General features: G+C 32.2%; 22 protein-coding genes and 1 other RNA gene. 8 read left to right on the forward strand and 15 right to left on the reverse strand.

The window, feature by feature from the left end:
• The first annotated feature begins 74 nt into the window (after positions 1-74).
• The 4 genes from DTL3_RS04410 to DTL3_RS04425 all read left to right on the forward strand — a co-directional run bounded on the left by DTL3_RS04410 (position 75) and on the right by DTL3_RS04425 (position 4272).
• On the forward strand, positions 75-1757 hold the full coding sequence (locus tag DTL3_RS04410) for a phospho-sugar mutase (RefSeq protein WP_045087691.1): 1683 nt from the start codon (positions 75-77) through the stop codon (positions 1755-1757).
• A gap of 26 nt (positions 1758-1783) precedes the next feature.
• Positions 1784-2371 carry a hypothetical protein gene (locus DTL3_RS04415; protein ID WP_045087692.1) on the forward strand — a complete coding sequence of 196 codons (588 nt, stop codon included), beginning with the start codon at positions 1784-1786 and terminating at the stop codon, positions 2369-2371.
• Between the two features lie 21 nt (positions 2372-2392).
• On the forward strand, positions 2393-3130 hold the full coding sequence (gene truA, locus DTL3_RS04420; RefSeq protein ID WP_045087693.1) for a tRNA pseudouridine(38-40) synthase TruA: 738 nt from the start codon (positions 2393-2395) through the stop codon (positions 3128-3130).
• 83 nt (positions 3131-3213) lie between these two features.
• Positions 3214-4272, forward strand: a complete 1059-nt coding sequence (locus DTL3_RS04425) for a hypothetical protein (protein WP_231854050.1) — start codon at positions 3214-3216, stop codon at positions 4270-4272.
• 5 nt (positions 4273-4277) lie between these two features.
• Here DTL3_RS04425 and DTL3_RS04430 read toward each other — a convergent pair whose 3' ends face one another.
• The 9 genes from DTL3_RS04430 to DTL3_RS04460 form a co-directional block, all read right to left on the reverse strand.
• Positions 4278-5006 (reverse strand): ATP-binding cassette domain-containing protein, encoded by a 729-nt coding sequence (locus tag DTL3_RS04430; RefSeq protein WP_045087695.1) that lies wholly within the window; start codon positions 5004-5006, stop codon positions 4278-4280.
• Positions 5007-5016: 10 nt separating this feature from the next.
• On the reverse strand, positions 5017-5193 hold the full coding sequence (locus DTL3_RS09620; protein ID WP_171820589.1) for a hypothetical protein: 177 nt from the start codon (positions 5191-5193) through the stop codon (positions 5017-5019).
• Positions 5194-5347: 154 nt separating this feature from the next.
• The gene (locus tag DTL3_RS04435; RefSeq protein ID WP_045087696.1) at positions 5348-6760 is read right to left on the reverse strand and encodes an MATE family efflux transporter; all 1413 of its coding nucleotides are present in this window, start codon (positions 6758-6760) and stop codon (positions 5348-5350) included.
• A gap of 269 nt (positions 6761-7029) precedes the next feature.
• Positions 7030-7393: a transfer-messenger RNA gene (gene ssrA, locus DTL3_RS09355) on the reverse strand.
• Between the two features lie 55 nt (positions 7394-7448).
• Complete coding sequence (locus DTL3_RS04440) at positions 7449-8072, reverse strand: HEAT repeat domain-containing protein (RefSeq protein ID WP_231854051.1); 624 nt, start codon at positions 8070-8072, stop codon at positions 7449-7451.
• 12 nt (positions 8073-8084) lie between these two features.
• On the reverse strand, positions 8085-9683 hold the full coding sequence (locus DTL3_RS04445) for a DNA repair protein RecN (RefSeq protein WP_045087697.1): 1599 nt from the start codon (positions 9681-9683) through the stop codon (positions 8085-8087).
• Positions 9684-9743: 60 nt separating this feature from the next.
• On the reverse strand, positions 9744-11162 hold the full coding sequence (locus tag DTL3_RS04450) for a glycosyltransferase (RefSeq protein WP_045087698.1): 1419 nt from the start codon (positions 11160-11162) through the stop codon (positions 9744-9746).
• A gap of 10 nt (positions 11163-11172) precedes the next feature.
• Positions 11173-11700, reverse strand: a complete 528-nt coding sequence (locus DTL3_RS04455) for a dihydrofolate reductase family protein (protein ID WP_045087699.1) — start codon at positions 11698-11700, stop codon at positions 11173-11175.
• Positions 11701-11713: 13 nt separating this feature from the next.
• Complete coding sequence (locus DTL3_RS04460; protein WP_045087700.1) at positions 11714-12646, reverse strand: carbohydrate kinase family protein; 933 nt, start codon at positions 12644-12646, stop codon at positions 11714-11716.
• A gap of 358 nt (positions 12647-13004) precedes the next feature.
• Here DTL3_RS04460 and DTL3_RS04465 point away from each other — a divergent pair, with 358 nt between their 5' ends.
• The 4 genes from DTL3_RS04465 (at position 13005) to DTL3_RS04480 (ending at position 17476) form a co-directional block, all read left to right on the forward strand.
• Positions 13005-14246, forward strand: coding sequence for an ABC transporter substrate-binding protein (locus DTL3_RS04465; RefSeq protein ID WP_045087701.1), 1242 nt, complete (start codon positions 13005-13007; stop codon positions 14244-14246).
• A 120-nt stretch (positions 14247-14366) separates the two neighbouring features.
• Positions 14367-15269, forward strand: coding sequence for a carbohydrate ABC transporter permease (locus DTL3_RS04470; protein WP_045087702.1), 903 nt, complete (start codon positions 14367-14369; stop codon positions 15267-15269).
• Positions 15270-15283: 14 nt separating this feature from the next.
• A complete protein-coding gene (locus tag DTL3_RS04475; protein ID WP_144403472.1) occupies positions 15284-16135 on the forward strand; it encodes a carbohydrate ABC transporter permease in 852 nt (283 codons plus the stop codon).
• Positions 16136-16150: 15 nt separating this feature from the next.
• Positions 16151-17476 carry a phosphoglucosamine mutase gene (locus tag DTL3_RS04480; RefSeq protein WP_045087703.1) on the forward strand — a complete coding sequence of 442 codons (1326 nt, stop codon included), beginning with the start codon at positions 16151-16153 and terminating at the stop codon, positions 17474-17476.
• Positions 17477-17542: 66 nt separating this feature from the next.
• Here DTL3_RS04480 and DTL3_RS04485 read toward each other — a convergent pair whose 3' ends face one another.
• The 6 genes from DTL3_RS04485 to DTL3_RS04510 form a co-directional block, all read right to left on the reverse strand.
• Positions 17543-18907, reverse strand: a complete 1365-nt coding sequence (locus DTL3_RS04485) for a Do family serine endopeptidase (protein WP_045087704.1) — start codon at positions 18905-18907, stop codon at positions 17543-17545.
• Positions 18908-19015: 108 nt separating this feature from the next.
• Entirely contained in the window at positions 19016-19624 is a 609-nt protein-coding gene (gene pyrE, locus DTL3_RS04490) for an orotate phosphoribosyltransferase (protein WP_045087705.1), read from the reverse strand.
• A gap of 362 nt (positions 19625-19986) precedes the next feature.
• Positions 19987-20739, reverse strand: coding sequence for an alpha/beta fold hydrolase (locus DTL3_RS04495; protein WP_045087706.1), 753 nt, complete (start codon positions 20737-20739; stop codon positions 19987-19989).
• An 18-nt stretch (positions 20740-20757) separates the two neighbouring features.
• Entirely contained in the window at positions 20758-22083 is a 1326-nt protein-coding gene (gene rho, locus DTL3_RS04500; RefSeq protein ID WP_084217142.1) for a transcription termination factor Rho, read from the reverse strand.
• Between the two features lie 503 nt (positions 22084-22586).
• Positions 22587-23528 (reverse strand): DUF1385 domain-containing protein, encoded by a 942-nt coding sequence (locus DTL3_RS04505; RefSeq protein ID WP_407919242.1) that lies wholly within the window; start codon positions 23526-23528, stop codon positions 22587-22589.
• Positions 23509-23763 carry a hypothetical protein gene (locus DTL3_RS04510; protein WP_045087708.1) on the reverse strand — a complete coding sequence of 85 codons (255 nt, stop codon included), beginning with the start codon at positions 23761-23763 and terminating at the stop codon, positions 23509-23511. The genes DTL3_RS04505 and DTL3_RS04510 overlap by 20 nt, the downstream gene beginning before the upstream one ends.
• Between the last annotated feature and the right edge of the window lie 19 nt (positions 23764-23782).

The raw sequence follows: 23782 nt of genomic DNA on the forward strand, positions 1-23782 counted from the left end.
ATGATATAATTTGAATGATAAAGTCAATGTTTTCTAATAAACAATAATTTGTTCTACAAAAGGAGGTGCAAGCTATGGATGATGTTGTTGAAAAAGCGTTTGAATCGTATCGTTTATGGCTTGAAAATATTGATGATGTTGAACTGAAGGAAGAATTATTGAGCTTAAAAGGTAATGAAGAGGAGATAATAGATAGATTTTACAAAGATTTAGAATTTGGGACAGGAGGGTTAAGAGGGAAAATTGGTGCAGGAAGTAATAGAATGAATGTTTACACAGTTGCGCGCGCAACTCAGGGATATGCAAATTACCTAAAAAAGTATAAAGATTTTCCTAGTGTAGTTATTGCATATGATACGAGAAGATATTCAGACCTTTTTGCAAGGGTTGCCTCTAGTGTTTTGGCCGCAAACAATATTATTGTATATATTTTTGATCAAGTTGCTCCTACCCCCTTATTGTCTTATGCTGTTAGGAGATTAAAAACTGATGGTGGTATTATTATAACAGCTAGCCACAATCCTCCTGAATATAATGGATATAAGGTTTATACTGCTGATGGGACACAAGCTGTTCCAAGATATGCAAATGAGATAACAAATGAGATTGAAAAATTAGATTATTTTAAGGATATTAATATAGTATCCTTTGAAGAAGGTATTCAATCAGATAAGATAATTATACTTAATGAAGAGATATTTAATGATTATTTGGATGAAATTGAAGGATACATAAGAAGTTTAAATCCTAACCTTAATGTAAAACCTGTAATAGTTTATACCCCCTTGTATGGAGCGGGGTTAAAGTTAGCGCATGATATATTAACTAGATTAGGGTTTGAAGTTAATCTTGTTGAAGAGCAATCGAAAGTCGATCCTGATTTTCCAACTCTAAAGGTGCCTAATCCTGAAGAAAAAGATGCCTTCGAATTGGCATTAAAGAAGGCCAAAAAGGTTAATGCAAATTTAGTTCTTGCAACCGATCCTGATGGAGATAGAATAGGTGTATACGAGAAGTTTAATGATGAGTACGTAACTTTTACAGGAAACCATGTAGGAGTAATGTTAACCCATTTTCTGTTGAGAAAATTCTACGATTATTCTTCTATAAAACCAGGTGATTATGTTGTAAAAACTATCGTCACAACAGATATGGTAAAACCAATAGCGCAAGAGTTTGGGGTAGAAGTTGAAGAGACTTTAACGGGATTTAAGTTTATCGGAGAAAAGATCGAAAAAAATAAAAAGAAAGGTAAAAAGTTCTTGTTTGGTTTTGAAGAAAGTTATGGCTATTTAGCTAATGATCATGTTAGAGATAAGGATGCAATTATTACCGCAGCACTTATTGCCGTTATGTCGTCTGAGTTATTAGCGGTTAACAAAACACTCACTGAATATTTAAAAGAACTGAAAGAACGTTATGGTTTTTATGAAGAAAAATTACTGTCTTTTACCTATGAAGGTTTTCTAGGGATTCAAAAAATAAATAGGATCATGAGCAAGATGAGAAAGATGCCTCCAGTAAAAATAGGTGAGTATGAGCTTAAAGAAACACTTGATTATTTGAAAGGTGTGGAGGGATTTCCTAAGTCAAATGTTGTAGAATTAAGATATGGAAAGGTTAAACTAATAGGAAGGCCATCTGGTACCGAACCGAAAATAAAATTTTATATTATGGTAAATGGTCAATCTGAAGAAGAGGCTAAACAACTTATCAATGAAGCGGAAAAGGCTGTTTTTGAGATTGTAAATGTGTAAGAGATAAAAAGTTAGGGGTGGTTTTTATGGAGTTTCATTATCTCTTGTTTTCACATGACGGAGACTTTGTGGAAGTAAAAGATGTAAATTATCAAGAACCTAATATTTTAGTTATCAACGACAGTTTTCTTAAACAGTTGAAAAATAAGAAAAACCGGCAAGACTATGATTACATAGGATATTTTTTGGTTGAAGAAGACAATAACGATCTTTCTGGTATTGTTCGACATTTGAAGGTAGATTCGCGTGGAAAAGGGCCTTTAAAAGCTGTTTATACAGATCATATTTCTGATATGGTTAGAGAACTGTATGGGGATTTTGTTGAAATAATTTCAAGGTTTATAGGATTAAGAAAAGTGATAGCATCTTTTAACGAGCTTATCGTTGAAAACAACATTTTAAATTCATATGATTTTTGGCTTGAGAATATAATTATAGATGTTGATTTTGATCAACAAGATTTAATTGCACAGCGTGTAACTAAGTTTGTCAACCTATATTTGATAAGAATATATGAGGGATTATTTAGGAAGAATATTGATTTATTAAAAAAATACGAATCACAAATTACATATAAGATTCTTGAAACTGGAATAATGCAAAAAATATTATAGTGTTTTTAGGAGGAAAAATTTGTGAGATGGGTTGCAGCAACGATCGCATACGATGGTACTAATTTTTTTGGGTATCAAAGTCAAAGTGGTTACAGAACAGTTCAAGGTGAGTTAGAAAAGACGTTAGAAATAATATTTAAAGAAAAGATAACAACTTATGGTTGTGGAAGAACAGACACAGGTGTTCATGCTCTCGGACAGGTAGTTTCATTCCCAGTTTTAAATGATAATATGACAGATAAAAACGTTAAAGATGCTTTAAACGCTATTCTTCCAGAAGATATATATGTAAGAGAAATAAAACAAGTTAGAGATAATTTTAATCCCCGAGCAGAAGCTACTAAAAGGATTTATTTTTATTTAATATATACAAATAAAGAACCAGATATTTTTTTAAGAAATAGGGTTTGGTGGATGCCTTTTGATTTAGATATAGCAAAGATGAGACATGCAGCAAGGTATTTTGAAGGAGAACATGACTTTACAACCTTCAAAACTGGTAATGATGAACGAAACCCTATAAGAATGATTTATAGAATTCGCATTATTAATTATAATAAAAACATTATCTGTATTAGAATAGAAGGAAAATCATTTCTAAGAAGGATGATTAGAAACATAGTTGGAGCTTTAGTGAAGGTAGGGACGGATGCATGGGAACCAGAAAGGATAAAAATTATACTCGAGGCAAAGCAAAGATCTTTAGCTCCAGCCTCTGCCCCTGCACAAGGGCTGTATTTTTATTCAGCGTTATTTTAATTAGTAGTTTAACGATAGCTCAAACAAAAGTGGGACTTGTATACGATGGTCCCGCAAGTTTTTTTAATGATATTTTTTATTTAGTGTACAAATATGCAGATATATCTATTCCTCCTGATCCTAACTACCCAACTTTAAAAATAAAATATGAAGATGGATATTTTGATGTGGAGTATCTTGGACAAAAAGAATCTGCTTCATTTGAAAATATAGAGTCAGTGATACATAATCTCATAAACGAATACCAAAAGAGCATCTTTGTTATTGCTGAAAACTCTTTAATTATTACGCCAGAAGGAACTAGAACTTCTGGATTTTTACCCTGGGATAAGAAAATAACAGTTGATCTTATGGTAGGAGATATTATCTTCACACATGAGTTTACGCCGCCTTTAGGCGAATTTATTATAAATATTCCAACTAGGTGGATAGATTTAGAAATAACTGGTTTAAATTCAGCGAAAGTCAACGGAGTAGATTTAGATTTACCAACCAAGATTTCTGTTCCCCCTTCAAAAGTACTTATAGAATACGGCTTTGAAAAAATCGAGTTAGATTTGACTAATTACAGTGAACAAATATATTCAGTTGATCTTCAACGACAAGATTTATACAAAAGTGTTGAAACAAAAATAAAAAAAGTTTTTGAGCTTGAAAGTGGCATATATTTTTACGGTACACCGATTTCTGTGTGGATACCTAAAAAAGGTGAACCTATTGTTACAAAATCCAGATTTTATTGTGATTATGGAGATATGGAAGAAAAAAGTAAGACATATTATATAGACGGAGAAATTGTCTTTGCATATGAAAAAGAAAAAACGGTCTATTTGATATCAAGTTCTGGACATTTTTTTACTTTAGGAAACAAGACTTTAAATAAAGATTTCGGCCGTTCTCCTTTATCTATAGTTTTGACCTCAAACTATATTCAAGTTACAACATTTGGTTTAGAAAATTATAAGATTGATTTTTCTGGAGGTATTTATAAGCAAGGAAATGCATTTAACGTATTGTTAGACCTGCCTGATTATTCAGTTAAAGAGGTCTACAATATTCAAGATTATACAATAGAAGTTAAAGATAATATAATAAACATATACAACAATAAACGTGAGATTACTGACAACGCCGCTCAATAAAAAGCTCAAACAGGAAAACTTAACATGAAATCTTGAATATCTCCCGTAAATAATATTTCTCCGTTAGCTATAAACCCTATTTTTTGAGCGATATCAGAGAATAATTTGATGATTCTAGTAGAAATAATAAGGGTCTTATCTTTTTTTGTTTCATAAAGAAATTCTTTTATATTGTTGAGTAAGAAATCATCTAAATGGTCAAGAATAGAATCGAATATAAATACTTGAGGATTTCTTGCAATATTTAAGAAGATTATGAAAGAAATTTTATCTCCAATTGTCCATTCATCAAAATGTTCATATGATTTTAGAGTGTTTCTATCAGCAAAGATATGTGATAAATTAAGCTTTTCTAACAGTAAAAATTGATCTTTAGTAATGTCAGATACCTTTAAACCTAAAGCTAAATATAGGACCTCGCTTAAGGTTAAAAAATTGATATTGTCTATGAATGTTGGCTCACAATAAGAAATCTGAGAACGTAAATATTGTCCCTCAAGATTAACAATATTCTCGCCTTGAAATAAAATTGCCCCGCTACTTTTAACATTCCTGAAAAGCTCGTTATTAAGATCTACTATTGATCTTAATAACAGAGACTTCCCAGAGTTGCGGGGGCCATAGACTAAAAAAGTTTCATTTTCAGCAAATTCCAGGTTTATGTTTTTTAAGAGTGTTTTGTTACTTATTTCCATCGAATAATCTACAAACTGAATTACAGATGCTTTATGCATTTTGCTACCTTTAATACGAATCGTTTTTTCTACTAAAATTATTTAACAACAGATCTTCTTTTTTTGAAACAAGTTCTTCTAAACTTTTGTGATCTTTCGCATTTTTAATTAGTCTAATAAAATCAATTTGAGAACATAATTTTAAATTTGTTTCCTGATGGTATTTCTTGTCTCTCTTGCTTCTCATTTTTTCCACCGCCTTATTCTATTGAAGAATAATATTATGGTGGTACCCACATCGTCTAACTAATGATACACTTTTTTCTATACGAAAAAAGGAACTTACTTTACAATTCTTTATCAATTAGCTAGCAAATAGGGAAACAATTTATAAATTAAGGCTATTCTTCTTGTTTTACGGTCAAAGCCCTCTTATATTTCCATTTATCCGATCGAAAACGTAAAAATACAATAAAAGAGCGTATATATTGGTCAATAACCATAGCAGTCCATGCACCTATAAGTCCCCAACCAAAAATTCGAACGAATATGTGGGATAAGACAACACGAATACCCCAAATACCAGCTAGAGAAGCAATTAAAGGATATGTGGTGTCTCCTGCTCCTCTTAAGGCACCTGACAATATTAGTTGAGTAGATTGCCCTGGTTGTGCTAACGCCATAATTTTTAAAACCGTTCCTGCCATAGCTGCAACAACTAAATCGTCCGTATACAAACGGGCTATTGGATGAGAAAATATAATAAACCCAAGGCCAACGCCACAAGCAACTATTAACCCAACTTTGTGAATAATGTTTGCGTATTGTTCTGCTTTTTTTGGGTCGTTTGCGCCTAAGCTCTGACCTACTAGAGTTGTAGAAGCAACACCAAATGCTTGGCTAGGTGAGAATGTTAATCCATTTATGTTTAGACCAATTTGATGGGCAGCATAAACTGAAGTACCTAACCCTGCAACAATTCGTCCGAAAAACATTAGACCACTTTGTATTACCAACTGTTCAAGAGCAGATGGTATTCCTATAGAGAAAATCTTTTTTATAATACCAGAATCTAACCCTCTGCTTTCTTTGACTTCCGAGTATTTTAAAGCTAACATGCTTCTTTTTGAAAAATAAAGTACATAGAAAGCTGCAAGACATCCAAGTAAACGAGATACTACTGTAGAAATAGCGGCTCCTGCAACCTCCAATCTTGGGAATCCTAATTTACCATATATAAGGACCCAATTTCCAAACACATTAAACAAGTTAGCCGCTAAGTTGTAGAACATAGGAATTTTTGTTTCTCCTGCGCCCCTTAAAGCTGCAGTTATAACCATGTTTAGTACTAAAAATATTAAACCAGAACTAACGATTTGAAAATACTGGGTAGCAAGTGGAAATGTATCTTCTTGAGCCCCCATAAAGGTAATAACTGCTGGTGCAGCTATAACGCCAAGAACACTAAAAATAATCCCTAGAATTAATCCCATTTTCAGAGATTGTCTAGTAACTTCTTGGGCATCTTTTACGCTGTGAGATCCTATATTCCAGGCTACCAAAGCTGTAGTCCCAACATTCAAAGCAGCAAAAACCGCAATTAACAAGTTAAAAGGTTGATTAGTTAATCCAACTGCTGCAATGGCGCTTGGTGATATTCTTCCAACCATTATCATGTCTACCATCCCAAAAAGGGTTGACATGACTAGCTCTACGAATGCAGGTCCCGCAATCCTTAAAGATTCTTTCAGTAAAGGATTTGAAAGAGATAATTTTGTAGCTTTTTCTTCTTTTGTTAACTTTTCCTTTTTCAACTGATCTTCCTTCTCCTCTTCAAAAATAGTTTATTAATTAGCTTAACTAATTATATTGTACTACATTATAAATGACAAAAAACGAAAAAAAATAAATAGTATGTAAAATAAACTTTGAATTTGTGAATATTCCAAATTTAATTTCTATTAATTATTTTAAGTATTAATTTGAATGTTAAGAACATGTATTATTTCTCATAATAAAAATAAAAAAGCGCCATAATTTAGCGCTTCACAGTTTACTCATATTGCTTTAATATTGAAAATAATGGTGGAGACGGCGGGAGTCGAACCCGCGTCCGAAGATAGTTGACCTCGGCTTCTCCGAGCGCAGTCCGCAATCGTTTTTTGGGAATTGTGACTTTGCGGACAGAGTCTCAACTCCCTAGTGCACTTTTGTTACTTTTTGAGTCCGAGCACTAGACTCAAAAAGTGAAGCCTTTTTCTGACGCCTCATTCCTCAAGAAAGGCTTCTTAAACTTGAGGAGAGACGAGCTGTGCGCTATATTAGGCAGCAGCTAAAGCTAATTCTGGTTGTTCGGCATTTCAAATTGTTCTGCTTTTTTTCGAGGTTGCAGACCCTCGGCTCGCTTCCCGAAACCAACCTATCCCCGTCGAATCCGGAACGTCCCCATATGTCAGTCTACATTTGTATGCATCTATATTATACCACAAATTCACATTAATTTCAATATTTTTTGATATGCCATTCTATTTTTTCATAGATATCACTGTCTTTTTCTCTTAAATATGGTACTAAGTCAAAGTTATTTGTAAGTATTTTTGTCATTGAATCTAGTATTAGTAATTTAAGAGAGTTATCATTGGTCTTATAATATTTTTCTAAAAGAATATCTATAGACTTTTTAGAGGGTAATTCAGTAACTGCCATTATGCAAATTTCTTCTACATCAATATCTTCACCATCTAGGTAAGTCTTAAGTAAGTCCAAGTATTTTTCATCCTGAGTTACTTTTAATAAATTTTCTAAAATAAGAGGAAATGCCCTTTCATCAGAAAATCTATTGAACATCGTTTCAAGATCTTCTTTTATTTCAGAACATCTATAATCAGAAAGTAACTCAGCAAGGTAAAGTAATACAACATCATCTTGTAGATTCATTCTAAACCGCTTTTTAAATTCTTTAAGAAGATAGTCTTTACCCTCAGGAGCAAGTATACTTAAAGCTTCCATTGCTAGTTCTCTCACTTCTGGATTTTCATCTTCAAGCAGTTCAATCAAGTTTGGTATTGCTTTAATACCTTTTTCTTCAATTATTTTTAAAATAACTTCATCACGACTATACAACACAGACACTTCCTCTCAATAGATGATACTTCCGTACATTTCTTTAATTTCTTTTTGTTTTTCGTCTTGATTCAAATGGATAATTTCAGAGTTTATGTCATCTTCGTTCAAAGATTTAATTATTTTAAAATGTGTATCAGCTAAGTTAGCTACCTGAGGCATATGTGTAATTACTATTATCTGCTTATTTTTTGATAATTCTTTTAGTTTTTTACCAACTACATCTGCCATTCTTGGACCTACCCCTGAATCGATTTCATCAAATATCATAGTATCAATTGTGTGAGTGTTCCCTAGAACAACTTCAAGCGCTAATATAATCCTTGATAATTCACCACCCGATGCTATCTCTGAAAGAGGTAAAAAGTCACTTTTTGGATTAGTTTTCAACAAGAAACATATACGATGTGCGCCTTCTTTTTTAGGTTCTTTCAATTTTTCAATACTAAAATCTATTTCTGCGTTTCCCATATTTAAGTCTTTTAAATGTTCTTCTATACTGTCTTTTAAGTTGTTTAGAAAAGGTTTGGTTTTATCTATAATATTTTCACTTTCTTCTATAAGTTCTTTGGATAACTTATTTAATTTAGGTTCTAACTCGTTGAAATCTTTCTTAATTTCTTCTAGATCTTCTTTTTCTTTTTTATACTTTTCAAGATTTTCTAACACATCTTCAAGTGTTGGTCCATATTTTCTTTTTAAATCCATAATTTTATTTAATCTGTCGGAAATAGTCTGTAATTCTTGTGGATCTAAATCTAGGTCATCTACCTTACTTTGTAATATGTTATATAGGAAATCTATTTGCTCTTGCATACTCAAGGCCATATTATACTCATCTTTAAAACCAAAGTCCGCTATTTTTGAAAGGTTAAATACCACAGTACCTATATCGATGTCCATGTTGTGAACTTCATTATCTTTAAGTATGTTTAATGACTCATATATTTTTTCTTTTATCTCTTCCTTATTATTTAGAGTCTTAAAACGCTCAGAAAGTTCATCATCTTCAAATGGTTTTGGATCAACTTCTTCTATAACCTTTATTTGATAATCTAACAAATCGATATTTCTTAAAACTTCATTAATATTTGAAGGTAAATTATCATACCTTTTTTTCAATCGTAGGTATTCTTGATATTTGAGATCATAGGATTCAAAATAATCGGGAAAATTCTCTCTCAAAACTTTAAAAATCAAGGAATTTTGATAGGTTTCATCTCTTAGTGCGATGTTAGACTCTTGAGAATGTAATTCAATAAGAAACTTGGAAATTTCCTGTACAATATCTCTTGGAACTATGGTATCGTTAATCCTGAAAAGCGTTTTTTTGGGGGTAAAGTTAACCGATAATATCAGCTCATTCTCTTGAACAGGTGCATATTCTTGCACAATTTCTTTGATTTGATTGTTGACTATAAAAAAAGCAGATACAGATCCTTCAGTAGTTTTTAAGTTTTGGGGGACATTTCCAGTTAAAAAAACGTTTATCGAATTTAAAAACATTGATTTACCAGTTCCGGATTCTCCAGTTATAACATTAAATGAATCACTAAAATCTATATTTGCTTTTTTGAAAAGACCAAAGTTATTCATTGAAAGAGATACTAGCATGCCATCCACCGACCTCAAAAGTTAGCCATTTTTATCATTTCTACTACGATTATATCATATTTATTCCCTATCCTTTAAGTACTTAAGTATGAGTTCTTTTGCGTTTAATTCAAAATTTGAGAGGTTAATTTTGGGTGTTTTATTTTTTATTCCTTCTTTAATTACTTCTAAATAACCTTCTGCAGTTTTTTTCCAGGTATACTTTTGTAGCACTCGATTTTTCACCTTTTTAGAGTATATTTCAAAATTTTGTAGTGCTTCTACTAGTCCTCTTTCGATATCTTCAATATCAAATGGATCTACCAATACCCCAGAACCATCGGAGAATATCTCGCTAGGTCCACCATTTTTTGTGGCAACTACAGCAAGTCCGCATGCCCCAGCTTCTATTGGGGCTAAACCAAAAGGTTCGTAGAAAGCTGTAATTGCAAATATGGATTTTAACTGTGCAAAGTATTTGTAGGCTGAGGCGAGGGCTTTTTGTGATCTAAAATCAAAAAAATACACCTTATCTTCTATTTTTGCTTCTTTAATCACCTGAAGAATTGGTTTTAATATACCTTGCTCCTTTTCACTTAGGTGATTAATATCTTCAAAAGGGTTAGAGATACCACGTAAAAAAATTCCTAAATTGGCTATTTCTTGTAGCCTTTTTGAGCTCGCATAAGCCTTAACAACACCTATGTGATTCTTCTTTTCATCTAATCTACTTGAAAGTATTATAAAAGGTTTGAATATCCCCTTTGTCTTTTCTGTTATCTTTTGTATTGTGTCTTCATCTATCTCTTTAAAATTATCATTAAATATTTGAGTATTTACGCCTGGAGGAACAACTTTAAATTTATTATCGTTATTTACATCTGAGACATCTATGTAAAGTGGGTGAGAGTATTGCTCAAATCTTTCCATATTAGTAGAAACAATGATTTTGTAGGCATATTTCATTGCTAATCTTTCTGCCATTATTCTTTTTGAAAAGTTATATTCTGTGTCAAACTTTTCAAAATTCTCATAATTTACCCCCATTTTATCCATCTTTTGGGCACCTAAAGAGTGTCCTGTGAATGAAAAATCGATATCTTTTTTTGATTTTAATAAGACACCAGCATATCCACCATCAGCATAATGAGTTGTTACAAAGTCTATTTTCTCGCCATTATAGAAAGTTATTATATTCTCAACGTACTCATTCAAAAAAGGCCAGAGAAGCTCTTTATTTAAGAATTTTTTTCCACCAAAGGCAATCCGTATAATCCGAGGGTTCTTTGTATCATCAAAATAGTCAATAGTTTTAGCAAATTCTGGCCAATTTTCGTCAATTATTTGACGTGTAACAATATCAACAGATACATTCATTTTTGCTAATTCCCTAGAAACCTCTTTTACGTAAACAAGTTGACCTCCAAAGTCTGGATGCTCAGTTAAATGCGAATCGTGTTTATCAAAGTTTCCTTGCGGGTTAAGAAATAAAACCTTCATAAAATTTTTCCTACCTTCCTTGCTGTTTTTGATATTTCAATAAAATAGCATCATTATTCAAATTTATTACTTCGTTCAGCTTAAATTGATATGTACCTTGAACGTATGAAAATAATGACAGATCTCCTTCGATAATTACGGGTTCGATAGTAAGATATATTTCATCAATCAGATTTTTTTCTAAAAATAAGGCGTTAATTGTTGGACCACCAATCAGGGCTACTGTTTGATAGCCTTCTTTTTCCAAACGATTTAAAAGAGATTCTGGTTTTTCATCAGTAAAGAATAATGAACCTTGATAAGTCTTTTCAAGTTTTTGATACTTTTCAGGTTCACCAGTAAGAACTATATTTTTCCTTTTGTCTAAAGGTTTACCTATTTCTTCAAAGGTCTTTCTACCCATTATTACAACCCCAATTTCCTTTGTAACCTTTGAAAAATGCTTTTTATCCTCTTGTGATGACCAGGGCTGATTTTTATTTATTATTAGTCTAACCTTACCGTTAATACTTTGAACCATAATAAGTATTACCTTCATTTTGTCGCCTTCTTTAATAGATATTATATTTGTTTACTAATTCTTTGTAATTGCCAATTTCTGAAATGGCTCCAACATGTTTTAACTTTTCGGCAGAAAAAGCATTTCCAAGTTTTGACGCAGTAAAGATATCATAGCCTTCGATTAATCCTATGTATAATCCTGACCAAAAAGCATCTCCTGCCCCAGTTGTATCTACTACATTAGTAGCTAAAGAGTCTAGATGCATCATTTTTGAACCGTCAGATACAGTGGCTCCTTTTTCTCCCAAGGTCAATACAACATATTTAACACCTAGACTATGAAAGGTTTCTATATAATATTTTTCATCTTTTTTTGTAGTAGAAAAAAGATGATAACAATCATCTAAAGATGGTTTTATTATGTCTACATAAGGAAGTACTATTTTAAGGACATCTTCTATGTCTAAAGAAGTTTTCCACAATATTTTTCTGTAGTTTGGATCAAAACCAGTTAAAACATTGTTCTTTTTTGCATTTTTCAATAGATATATAGCATTTTTTAAGTTGTAATCAGTTGAAATTGACCATGAAGACAAGTGAAAAGCTTGAGTATTTTTAATCATATCTGAAGAGTTACTGGGTAAATCTAAGTGTAATGAGGCAGATCTATATGCACAAAATTCAGGAGATAATATTGATTTTAATACATAAACAACATCAGTTTGAAATAGATTATCCTGAATGACTGTACTTGTATCTACTTTATATTTTTTTAATTGAGAAATTATATAATCACCAAATGGATCATACCCAACTCTAGAAATAATAGCTGTATTAAAACCTTGTTTGGCTATATTTACTGCAATGTTGCTAGGAGAACCTCCTAAAAATTTGCTAAACGAGCTTGCGTCTTTTAAGGTATTCACGTAGTCGGTAGATATAAAATCTATCAATACCTCGCCAAAAGATATAAGATCGTACATAAGGTGCCTCCTCTATTTTTTTTACGATAATGATTTCTAAAATATATTATAACAAATCTTTACAGGTTTAAGAAAAGATGAGATTTTTTAAAATAATCACGTTTAAAAGTCAATAATTTGAAATAAACAGTCCTAGTTATTAATAATACGATTTTTTATTTTATGTTAATAATATTATAATAGTAAGTAGAAGGAAATGTTTTCTACAAGGTCAATTCACACAAAGATAGTGTTTTTAGCAATATGATAAAACCATTGTTTATATCTAGATTATTTACTCACCGATATTATACGGTGTTATTTTTTTAGAGTAATCATTTCAAAGTATCTAACAATAAACACTTAGGAGGTGTTGTGGATGAAGAAAGTATTTGCCTTACTTGTGATTCTAGTACTAGCTTTTTCAGCATTTTCTGTAACTATCACCATGACTGCCGGAGCTGTTGGAACAGAATTAGAAACTCTCTACAAACAGATTGATATGTTTATGCAAGAAAATCCAGATATTACTGTTCAAGTAATGCCTATGCCGAACAGTTCAACTGATAGGCATGATTTATATGTAACATATTTGGCTTCTGGTGTACCTGATCCAGATGTTTTAATGTTAGATGTTATTTGGCCAGCTGAGTTTGCTCCATTTTTGGTAGATCTAACAGATGATTATAATTATTTTGAATTAGACGAGTTTTTCCCTGGTACCGTTGATTCAAATACAGTTGATGGAAGATTAGTATCTGTTCCTTGGTTTACAGATGCAGGTATTTTGTACTATAGAAAAGATTTATTACAAAAATACGGATACGATGTTCCAAAAACATGGGACGAACTATTTAATATTGCAAAAGATATCTCTGCAAAAGAAGGAATTAATGGATTTGTATGGCAAGGTGCAAGATATGAAGGTTTAACCTGTGATGTTATGGAATTTGTTCACAGTTTTGGTGGAGAAATAATTGAAAGTGGAGATGTAGTAGTAGATGATCCAAGATATTTTGATAAAAATGTCGCTGCTATTGCCTTCATGAAAAAATTAGTAGATGATGGAGTAACCCCAAAGGGTGTTACAACATATATGGAAGAAGAAGCAAGAAGAGTTTTCCAAAATGGCGATGCCGTATTTATGAGAAATTGGCCTTACGCATGGTCATTAGCTAATGCACCTGATTCCCCAGTTGCGGGTAAAGTTGGAATTACTGTATTACCAAAAGGTCCAGAACCTGATGGAAGAAATTCTGCTACTCTAGGTGGATGGAATTTGGGTATCAATAGAAATTCTTCAAAGGCTGAAATAGAGGCTGCTAAGAAGTTAATAAAGTTCTTGACAAGCCATGAACAGCAAGTTTTCAAAGCAGTTCACGCTGGACAAACCCCAACAAGAATTTCTGCATACAACGATCCCAGAACGCTTGAAGCTAATGATTTCTATGCTGAAATTTTAGATGTTTTCTTGAGTGCAGAACCAAGACCAATTTCACCTATCTACAATGAAATTTCTTATGAAATTCAAGTTGCTGTCCATTCTGTATTAACCGGACAAGCTCAACCAAAAGCAGCTGTTGAAAGTTTAGCAAAGAATCTAAAAAGTTTAGTTTACTGAAGCGAAAAGTAAATTAAAAGGGCGGTAATAATTACCCGCCCTTTTTTTATAATCTATTTCAATTTTCATCTATTTTATTGTATAATTATCTTAGTTATATTCTAAGACGGGGGTGTAAAAATGAATGTGAAAGGGAAGTATAAGAGACAAGACATGAACCTTGCTTTTTGGCTTATCTTACCTACTCTACTCGCTATAGGTATAACCGCATTTTATCCCTTAGGTCAAACTATTTATGATAGCTTTTTCAAATGGTCTTTAAGGCCCGGTTTTCAAAGAGAATTTGTTGGATTTCAAAATTATATTAATTTATTTAAAGACCAACGTTTTTTATCAGCTTTATGGAATACAATATACTTTACAATATTTTCAGTACTAATAGAGTTTATACTAGGATTGGCAACTGCGTTAGTTTTAAATGCTGATTTTAAACTCAGAGGATTGGTAAGGGCTGCTGTGCTAATTCCTTGGGCTATACCAACAGCAGTATCTTCGCAGATGTGGAAATGGATGTATAACGATCAATATGGCGTTATTAGTTTAATGTTGTATAACATAGGTCTTCTTGAACCAGGTACTCCCATTTTAGGAACCCCAGGACTTGCTATGGCTGCTATTATTGCTGTTGATGTCTGGAAAACCACCCCTTTTGTGGCACTTTTACTACTAGCAGGGCTTCAAACAATATCAACTGAACTATACGAAGCTGCTCGAATAGATGGGGCAGGTTTATGGAAACAATTTACTTCAATTACGCTACCCATTTTAAGACCAACAATAGGTGTTACTTTGATATTTAGAACATTAGATGCCTTGAGAGTTTTTGACGTTGTCTACATAATGACACAAGGAGCCGTAGGAACCGAAACTCTAGCCGTGTATAACAGATCTCTTCTTATGGATAATATATTCTCGCCTAGAGGTTTATTTGGCTATGGATCTGCTTTATCTGTGGTTATTTTCTTGATAATCGGCGTATTTACTATTATTTATATGCGCTCTTTGAACATCAAATTGGATTGAGGAGTTGATGAATTATGAGATGGGGAATGAAAGCAAAAAAGACAACGCAAAAAACTATTCTTTACATAATTGTGATTTTAATGGTGATTTTCTATATATTTCCATTTTATTGGGCTATTAAAAGTTCTTTTACTTCAGATAAATTTTTATTTACAAAAGATATAAAGTTTTGGCCTCAGGGCTTTACTTTTGAAAATTATAAGAAGGTATTTACTGAAAGACCTTTCGGTTTAAACATTCTAAACTCTATTATAGTAGCAGGTGCTACAACTATCTTTTCTCTCATAGTAGGTTCATTTTCTGCTTATGCAATAGCTCGTTTAAAAATTCCAGGCAAATCTGCACTAATGCTCTTAATTTTGGCTGTTAGTATGTTTCCACAAGTTTCTATTTTGGGTGGATTGTTTCAATTATTAAGAAAAATGGGTTTGATCAATTCTTATCCAGGGTTGATAATACCATATATTGCTTTGAATTTACCTTTGACTACATGGATATTGCAAAACTTTTTTAGGGAGCTTCCCAAAGAAATTGAAGAATCCGCATATATAGATGGTTGTTCAAAGTTTGAAACTCTCTGGAGAATAGTATTACCTCTTTCTGCACCCGGGCTTGTTACAACTGGTTTGTTGGCGTTTATTCAAGCATGGAATGAATTCTTATTTGCACTTACATTTATGCAAACTCCTGAGAAGTATACCGTTCCAGTTGCAATAGCCATGTTCACAGGAAAAACTTTTTATGAAGTACCATGGGGACAATTGATGGCGGCCTCTGTTATTGTTACGACTCCTTTAGTTGTTCTTGTTTTGATTTTTCAAAACAAGATAGTTCAGGGGTTGACAGCAGGTAGTGTTAAAGGATAGGAGGGTAATTATTGTATGAAATCACTTTTTGGAACTGATGGGATAAGAGATGTTGTAAATGAAAAGTTAACGTGTGAATTAGCAATGAAACTAGGCAATGCTGTAGCAAACCTTTTTAGTAATAAGTACAAAAAATTGTATTTAGCAAGAGATACAAGGAATTCTGGTAAAATGTTAGAACTTGCTATAGCAAGCGGCGCTTTAGCAGGAGGTATGAACGTTGAATCGTGTGGTGTTTTAACTACCCCTGCACTTGCATACATTACACATAAAGAAAGAGCTTTAGGTATTGTTATATCTGCATCTCACAATCCGCCTATATACAATGGATTAAAGGTAATATGTGAAGGGTATAAAATATCTGATGAGATTGAAGAAAAATTAGAAGAGATAATGTTAGGTGGGTTATTAAAGTACTGTAACTACACAGAAATTGGAACATATATTGAAGACTCTTCTAAACAAGAATATATAAATTACATACTTTCAACCTACAATAATAAGTTATCTTCAATAAACTACAAAATAGCGGTTGATGTTGCTAACGGTGCTGCAGGCGCTATAATAGATGATGTTTTTGGAAGACTTGGATTAAGTTATGACGTGTATTTTAATACTCCAAATGGCTTAAATATAAACGATAATTGTGGTTCTACCTCTTGGAAAAGTCTATCAAACATTGTCAAAGAAGATGGTTATGATCTTGGAATTTTGTTTGACGGAGACGCAGATAGATGTCTATTTTTAGACAGTCAAGGTAACCTTGTAGATGGAGATGCGTTAATAGCTATTAATGCTTTAAAATTAAAAGAACAAGGCAGATTAAATAACAATATCGTAGTAACAACTGTAATGAGCAATCTAGGATTAGAATATTACTTAAAGTCCCATGGTCTAATTCTTTTAAGAGCGGATGTTGGGGATAAATATGTTTTTGAGTTAATGACACAAAAAAACGGAACAATAGGCGGCGAACAATCAGGGCATATAATATTCCTTGATAGATCTACAACAGGAGACGGTATTATAACAGCTTTAGAAACTTTAGAAACACTAAAATTTTTCTCTAAATCTATAGAAGATTTAGTGGCAGAACTTCCAAAATTTCCGCAAGATTTGGAGAATATCACTGTTAAAGATAAAATAAAAATTATGAAGGATAAAAGATTAGAAGAACTAAAGAGAAAGTACGAACATATAGACAATTTTAGGGTTCTTGTTAGACCTTCTGGAACAGAGCATATTATCAGGGTTATGAGTGAAGGGACAGATAAAAATATAGTCAAGCAATGTATAAATGAGTTTAGTCAATTAATACGAAAGTTAGATAGCGAATATTAACTAACTACAATATAAAAAACCCGGGAGATTTTACCCCGGGTTTTAATTTATGTTTATTGTAAAATATTATCTATAGAAAAATTGAATAACATATCTAACATTACTTCTATAAACGATCAAGGCTACATAACTGTTTTTCTCAACAGAAGAAGCTATTTTTTCCCAATCACTGACATTTTTAATGTCATAATATACCCCGTTAACTGCTATTTCTGTTATAACATCACCAACTTTTAGGCCTAAAACGTACTTATTATCAACTATTTCTTCTACCAGGACGCCTTGAATATCTTTTTTAATGTTATACGTCTTTCTATCTTCATCTGTAATGTTTCTAACCCTTATTCCAAAATATTCTTGAGCTTTTGCGACAGCGGTTTGCCCTTCAAGTTTAACCTTAAAGGTTAATCTTTCTCCGAATCTATCAACGACAACTTCTACCTCAGTACCAGCAGGATAGGTTGAAACTAAAGAACTAAGGTCATTCATAGTCTCAATCTTTTTACCGTCAAATTCAATAATAACGTCCTGTGGTTGAATACCACTTTTTTCAGCTGCACTACCCTGATCTACATGGGTTACATATGCTCCGTAGTCTACTTTTAATCCTAATGATTTCTTAAGATCTTCAGTTACATTTTGAATGTGAACTCCTAGGTATCCTCTCTGAAAAGTGCCTATTTCCATTACAGAAAGAGCAAATCTCTTTGCAATATTAATAGGTATTGCAAAACCTATATTTACATTACCCAACTCAGGATCTACAGCAATAGCTGTGTTTATCCCAATTACTTCTCCATGAATATTTAAAAGAGGTCCACCACTATTTCCTGGGTTAATAGAGGCATCTGTTTGTAAAAGTCCGTAGTAGCTTCCATCTCCTTCAGGCTTTGTAATAGTTCTGTTAGTTGCGCTTAAAACTCCAACCGTTACGGTATTTTGAAGTCCCAAAGGATTTCCAATTGCGATAACCCATTCACCTATTTTCACGTTATCAGAATTTCCTAATTCTAAAATAGGGAGTTTTTCATCGGTTTTAAGTTTTATTATAGCTAAATCAAGGTCAGAATCTCCACCAATTAATTCAGCTTCATATTTTTTCCCATTTGATAAAGTAACAGTGATTTCTTTTGCTTTTTCTATTACATGATAATTAGTCAGTATATAACCATCTTCATGGAAAATAAAACCTGATCCTAGACCTTTTGTTTGATATTCAGGAATATCTAATCCAAAAAAGCGTTCAAAAAAATATTGTGTAAATGGGTCAATTTGAACAGCAACTGTTCGAGTTGTTTCAATATTTACAACAGCCGGTGCAGCAACTTCAACTACATTTACTATAGGGCTTTCATAATCCAAGTTAACTGCAGCAAAAGAAGTCAGCGAGATAAGAATAGCCATTATTACTACCATAAACGATTTTTTCATATTAACACCTCCATTAATTATATTCTAATATAATTATATAATCTCCTCTTAAAAGAAACTTAAAAAGAGAATTAAATCGAGTAAAGTGTTTGTGGGATTAACGAAGATTTATTCTGGATTTATCATTTTCCTGCTTCCGGGTTTTACTAATTCATACCCTTTTTTACATAAAGGACAAACGTCAGGGGTGTATATGTTTGTTTTGATATTAACTAAAGAAATTATTTTACGATCAAGAAGAGTAGATTTTTCAGACCTATTAACTATACAGGAAAAAAGCACGACCTCACCTTCAGATTCATTAACCACTTTTGCTACTTCAAGAGAAGATTTTCCGGTAGTTATAACATCTTCAACTATAACAACTTTTAAACCTTTATCTATTTTTTGACCTCTTCTAAGTGTCATATCGCCACTTTCTTCTCTTTCTGTAAAAATAAAAGGGACTTTTAAAGCCCTTGCAACTTCATAACCAATTATAATTCCACCTAAAGCGGGAGATACTACTAAGTCTATTTTTGTGTTAATTTGATTAGCAATTAATCGACCAAATAATTCTGCATACTTAGGATACTGTAAAACCTTAGCACACTGAATATATGTATCAGAATGCAACCCAGAAGATAACAAAAAATGACCTTGTAAAAAAGCCTCTGTCTCTTTTAATATAGCTAAAACATCAGATTCTTTATAATCCGTCTTCTCATTTTGTGTCATATAATAAATAATCCCTCCTGTATGTTATTAATACTCACTAAAAAATTCAAAACAATTAATTTTAAATTATTAATGATTTTTGTAGAGACGACCTATATGGGCGTCTCATGGTTTTGATCATAGTTAAAATCAATGTATAAATTATTTTTATATGGCTTGATTGTTGAAATCTATTTCAAATCTCGGAGACGCGCGTATAGCACGTCTCTACAACTAATAATCAACGCTGGTTTATAATAAAACGAAATGAGCGTATAGCACGTCTCTACAACTTAAAATAAATTCTTTTAATCACAAACAAATCAGGTAAATTATTAGAGTAGTAAGAAAGTTGCATATAGAAATGTTGTGGATATTTTTAACTAACTTGAAAGATAAAAATTTAATATTGTTTCTAAAAACTTATTTTTATTATATACACACTCAAATAATTCATGCTTTCCTTTATTAAAAGAGATAATATTTATATTTGGATTTTGAATTTTTTCATATTCGCTTATATTGACAACTTTATCGTCAGTTCCATATAGTAATAATGTTTGGACATCAATCTTGTCTATATCTTTTAATGCGAGTTCTGCTTGTGCAAACATTCCAATAGCAGATTCAACTGTAATTTTATCGTGAACAAGTGGATCCCTTTTATATTCTTCACAGACTTTTCTGTTTGTTGATAAATCAAAGGGATCTATTCTATTAGAAAAAGTTAGTTTTGGAAAAACAGAAAGCATATTAAGAAGCCACTTCATTTGACTGATGTCGCCTAAAGCTGGGGATGAAAGCACAAGTTTTTTTGGTTTGTTTTCTGTTATTTCAACAAACCGTGCAGCTAATAAACCACCTAACGAATGACCAAATAAAAAATAATCTTCTTGAATATAATTTTCTAGGAAATAGTAAATTTCATAAAAATTACCTATATCTCCTTTTTTCCCATACGAATAACCATGACCTGGCAAGTCGAAGATAAATACATCAAAACCCAATTCATTAAAGATTTTGATGAATTTTTCGTACCTGCCAGAATATTCACCTAAACCATGGACTATATACAATTTTGGTTGTTCATTTTTAGAAGGTTTATTTGAGATAAAATATCTGTAAAATATTCTCATAACATTATTATAACATAGTTAAAACACTTTTTGGTTTTCTATAGAAGCCATAATTTCATCATTGGTTTTAAATTTTTTCATTAGGCTTAAAATAAATTCTAAGGCTTCTTTTGGAGACATATCATTAATAAATTTTCGCAAAATAATGACATTTTTGAGTTCATTTTTAGAGTATAATAATTCTTCTTTTCTAGTTCCTGATAGTTTTAAATTAATAGCTGGAAAGATTCTTTCGTTAGCTAGTTCTCTAGCAAGAACAAGCTCCATATTACCTGTTCCTTTAAATTCTTCGAAGATAACTTCATCCATTTTAGAACCGGTTTCTACTAAAGCGGTTGCAATCATGGTTAAGCTTCCGCCTTCCCTTATTTTTCTTGCAGCACCGAAGAATTTTTTAGGAAAGATTATAGCAGCCGGATCTAAACCACCACTCAACAACTTACCACTAGAAGGAACATATAAATTATATTCTCTAGCAAAACGGGTTAAACTGTCAATCAATACTACAACGTCATGACCAAACTCTACCAACCTTTTAAAATGATCAAGTGCCATTTCAGTAATTTTAATTTGATTTTGTGGATCCATATCAAAAGGTGCCGCTATAACATGAGCATCTACAGTATCTCTGATATCTGTTACTTCCTCAGGTCTTTCATCGATTAGAAGAATGTATCTTCGCGTTTCAGGATAATTTGCTGCAATAGAATTAGCAATATCCTTAAGCAAGGTAGTTTTTCCGGCTTTTGGTGGAGCAACGATAAGACCTCTCTGACCAAAACCAACTGGTGAGAATAGATCAATTATTCTAGAACTCAAAGGACTATTTTTATGTTCTAGAACCATTCTTTCGGTAGGATATTCGGGAGTTAGATTTTCAAAAGATATCCTGTCTCTTGCATTTTCAGGAGGCAAAGAGTTTATAGCCTCTATTCTAAGAAGCGCAAAGAATCTTTCTCCTTCTTTTGGCGGTCTTACTTGACCAGCTACTATATCGCCAGTAAATAGGTTAAACTTTTTAATCTGAGACTGTGACACATACACATCATCAGATCCTGGTAGCAGTGAATTGTCAATACTTCTTAAAAAGCCGTAACCGTCTGGAAGAATTTCAAGTATGCCTTCGTAGAAAAAATAACCGATTGACTCCGTTTGTTTTCTTAAGATTGCAAATTTCAACTCATTTTTTGTCATTTTAGAATAATTAGCGATTTCAAATTTTCTGGCTAGATCGTAAAGATCTTTCCTTGACATCTCGTTTAATTTAGCCATATCAATTTCAACGGCTTGTATGTTGTCTTTAGTTTGCTTTTTAGAAACTAAGTTACTATCTGTTTCATCCATTCTAGTAAACCTCCTTAAAAAATCTTTTTTGCTCACTTTAGAAATTCTAAAATTCGTCTTATATGTATGTTTTGGATTTAGTTATTTTAATAGATCCGCAACTTTTTGGTATTTGTAACAAGGGGATGAGGGCTGAGCCCTAGACCCACACAATAAATTCAGTATTTTTGCAATTTTAGAGAAGCACGAATTACGTAACTTATGGTTTTAAATGATTTACATTCAATACTAGCGATCTGCTAATTATCAAAAATCATAAAGAGATAAAAGGCATTATTATATAACACACAGCCTACACGCAAGTAGTAACTACTTGTTCAATAGCAAAAACCTATAGATTTAAATATATCTATCAGATTTTCTTAAACAATCATAATTAATGATTTTATCAGTATAAATTAGGAAAATAAGTCATAAAAGATAAAAATAGCAGAAAACAAGAAGAAATTAATCATATAATATACTAACTATTATGAAAAAATAATTAACCAAAAGATGAAGAACTATTTTGTTAGGGTTGTGCCAGGAATAGCAGTAACCGGGGTAATGGTATTAGTAGCTAAATCCAACACTATTTCGCCTTCAAAATTTTCATCTAGGGCATAATTTAAAGACACTAAAGCTATTTTTAATTGTTCATCATCAGGTTCTTTGGTTGTCAGCTTTTGAAGCATTAACCCAGGATATGCAAGAATCTTACCTATCTTTGTATTAATAATCTTTGCTGTAAATCGTTGAAACTCATAAGCTACTCCAGCAACTACTGGTAACAATACAATCCTTGAAATAATCTTTTCTATCGTAGAGTTCCATCCAAGACCACCAGATATTGCAAACACAACAACTGAAGCGAAAACGGTTATTATTAGAAAGCTTGTACCACACCTAGGATGAAGTGTTGTATACTTTTTAGCATGAGTTACATCTAAAGGTTCACCATTTTCATAGGTGTAAACACTCTTATGTTCTGCCCCATGATACTGAAAAACTCGTTTGATATCTTTCATAAACGAGATTGCCCAAATATAAGCTAAAACAAGAAAAGCTCTAATAAGTCCTTCTATAAGGGCAAACAAAAACTCCGATTCAATGTGAAAAGGCTTGGTAACAAGAACCGGCAAGACACCAAAACCTAAAGTAGCAACAACTACAGCAATTAATATAGCAAAGACCATATCCTTTGTTGTTAATTCTTCTTCATCTTCACCAGACACCTTTGCAGAATACGATAAGGCACCCATCCCTATAATCATTGAATGAATCAAAACAAAAATTCCTCGTATAAACGGTATTTTTTCCCATATTCCCCATGAATCATCATTTATTTTTTTAACAGCAATTTTTCCATCGCTTCTTTTAACAGCAACAACGGTATTGACACCTTTCATCATTACGCCTTCAATGACCGCTTGTCCGCCTACTGTTTTAGGTTTCTCTTTTGACACCATTTATCCTCCTCAAAATCTCTTCTGCAGCATTTTCTTCGGTTATAAAATAATAAAACTTTAATGCCTCCTTGTCTATTCCATTTTCTCTTTTTAGAATTTTGGAAGCACGTTTGCGAAACTCATATCTTTTAGTAGATTCCATCTCAGCAATTTTTTTAACTATTTCTAATAGTTCTTGATTCTTTTGGCAAACATCACTGATTTCTTCAATGAGTTGCTCATAATCCGACATTTTGGTTACAAAATCTCTT

Source organism: Defluviitoga tunisiensis (assembly GCF_000953715.1).
GTDB classification, from domain to species: Bacteria; Thermotogota; Thermotogae; order Petrotogales; family Petrotogaceae; genus Defluviitoga; species Defluviitoga tunisiensis.

What these genes read in the sequence shown, in the direction of transcription:
- DTL3_RS04410 (WP_045087691.1), top strand. Translation starts at nt 75, where the DNA reads ATGGATGATGTTGTTGAAAAAGCGTTTGAATCGTATCGTTTATGGCTT.
- DTL3_RS04415 (WP_045087692.1), top strand. Translation starts at nt 1,784, where the DNA reads ATGGAGTTTCATTATCTCTTGTTTTCACATGACGGAGACTTTGTGGAA.
- DTL3_RS04430 (WP_045087695.1), bottom strand. Translation starts at nt 5,006, where the DNA reads ATGCATAAAGCATCTGTAATTCAGTTTGTAGATTATTCGATGGAAATA.
- DTL3_RS09620 (WP_171820589.1), bottom strand. Translation starts at nt 5,193, where the DNA reads ATGAGAAGCAAGAGAGACAAGAAATACCATCAGGAAACAAATTTAAAA.
- DTL3_RS04445 (WP_045087697.1), bottom strand. Translation starts at nt 9,683, where the DNA reads ATGCTAGTATCTCTTTCAATGAATAACTTTGGTCTTTTCAAAAAAGCA.
- DTL3_RS04450 (WP_045087698.1), bottom strand. Translation starts at nt 11,162, where the DNA reads ATGAAGGTTTTATTTCTTAACCCGCAAGGAAACTTTGATAAACACGAT.
- DTL3_RS04455 (WP_045087699.1), bottom strand. Translation starts at nt 11,700, where the DNA reads ATGAAGGTAATACTTATTATGGTTCAAAGTATTAACGGTAAGGTTAGA.
- DTL3_RS04460 (WP_045087700.1), bottom strand. Translation starts at nt 12,646, where the DNA reads ATGTACGATCTTATATCTTTTGGCGAGGTATTGATAGATTTTATATCT.
- DTL3_RS04465 (WP_045087701.1), top strand. Translation starts at nt 13,005, where the DNA reads ATGAAGAAAGTATTTGCCTTACTTGTGATTCTAGTACTAGCTTTTTCA.
- DTL3_RS04470 (WP_045087702.1), top strand. Translation starts at nt 14,367, where the DNA reads ATGAATGTGAAAGGGAAGTATAAGAGACAAGACATGAACCTTGCTTTT.
- DTL3_RS04475 (WP_144403472.1), top strand. Translation starts at nt 15,284, where the DNA reads ATGAGATGGGGAATGAAAGCAAAAAAGACAACGCAAAAAACTATTCTT.
- DTL3_RS04480 (WP_045087703.1), top strand. Translation starts at nt 16,151, where the DNA reads ATGAAATCACTTTTTGGAACTGATGGGATAAGAGATGTTGTAAATGAA.
- DTL3_RS04485 (WP_045087704.1), bottom strand. Translation starts at nt 18,907, where the DNA reads ATGAAAAAATCGTTTATGGTAGTAATAATGGCTATTCTTATCTCGCTG.
- pyrE (WP_045087705.1), bottom strand. Translation starts at nt 19,624, where the DNA reads ATGACACAAAATGAGAAGACGGATTATAAAGAATCTGATGTTTTAGCT.
- DTL3_RS04495 (WP_045087706.1), bottom strand. Translation starts at nt 20,739, where the DNA reads ATGAGAATATTTTACAGATATTTTATCTCAAATAAACCTTCTAAAAAT.
- rho (WP_084217142.1), bottom strand. Translation starts at nt 22,083, where the DNA reads ATGGATGAAACAGATAGTAACTTAGTTTCTAAAAAGCAAACTAAAGAC.
- DTL3_RS04510 (WP_045087708.1), bottom strand. Translation starts at nt 23,763, where the DNA reads ATGTCGGATTATGAGCAACTCATTGAAGAAATCAGTGATGTTTGCCAA.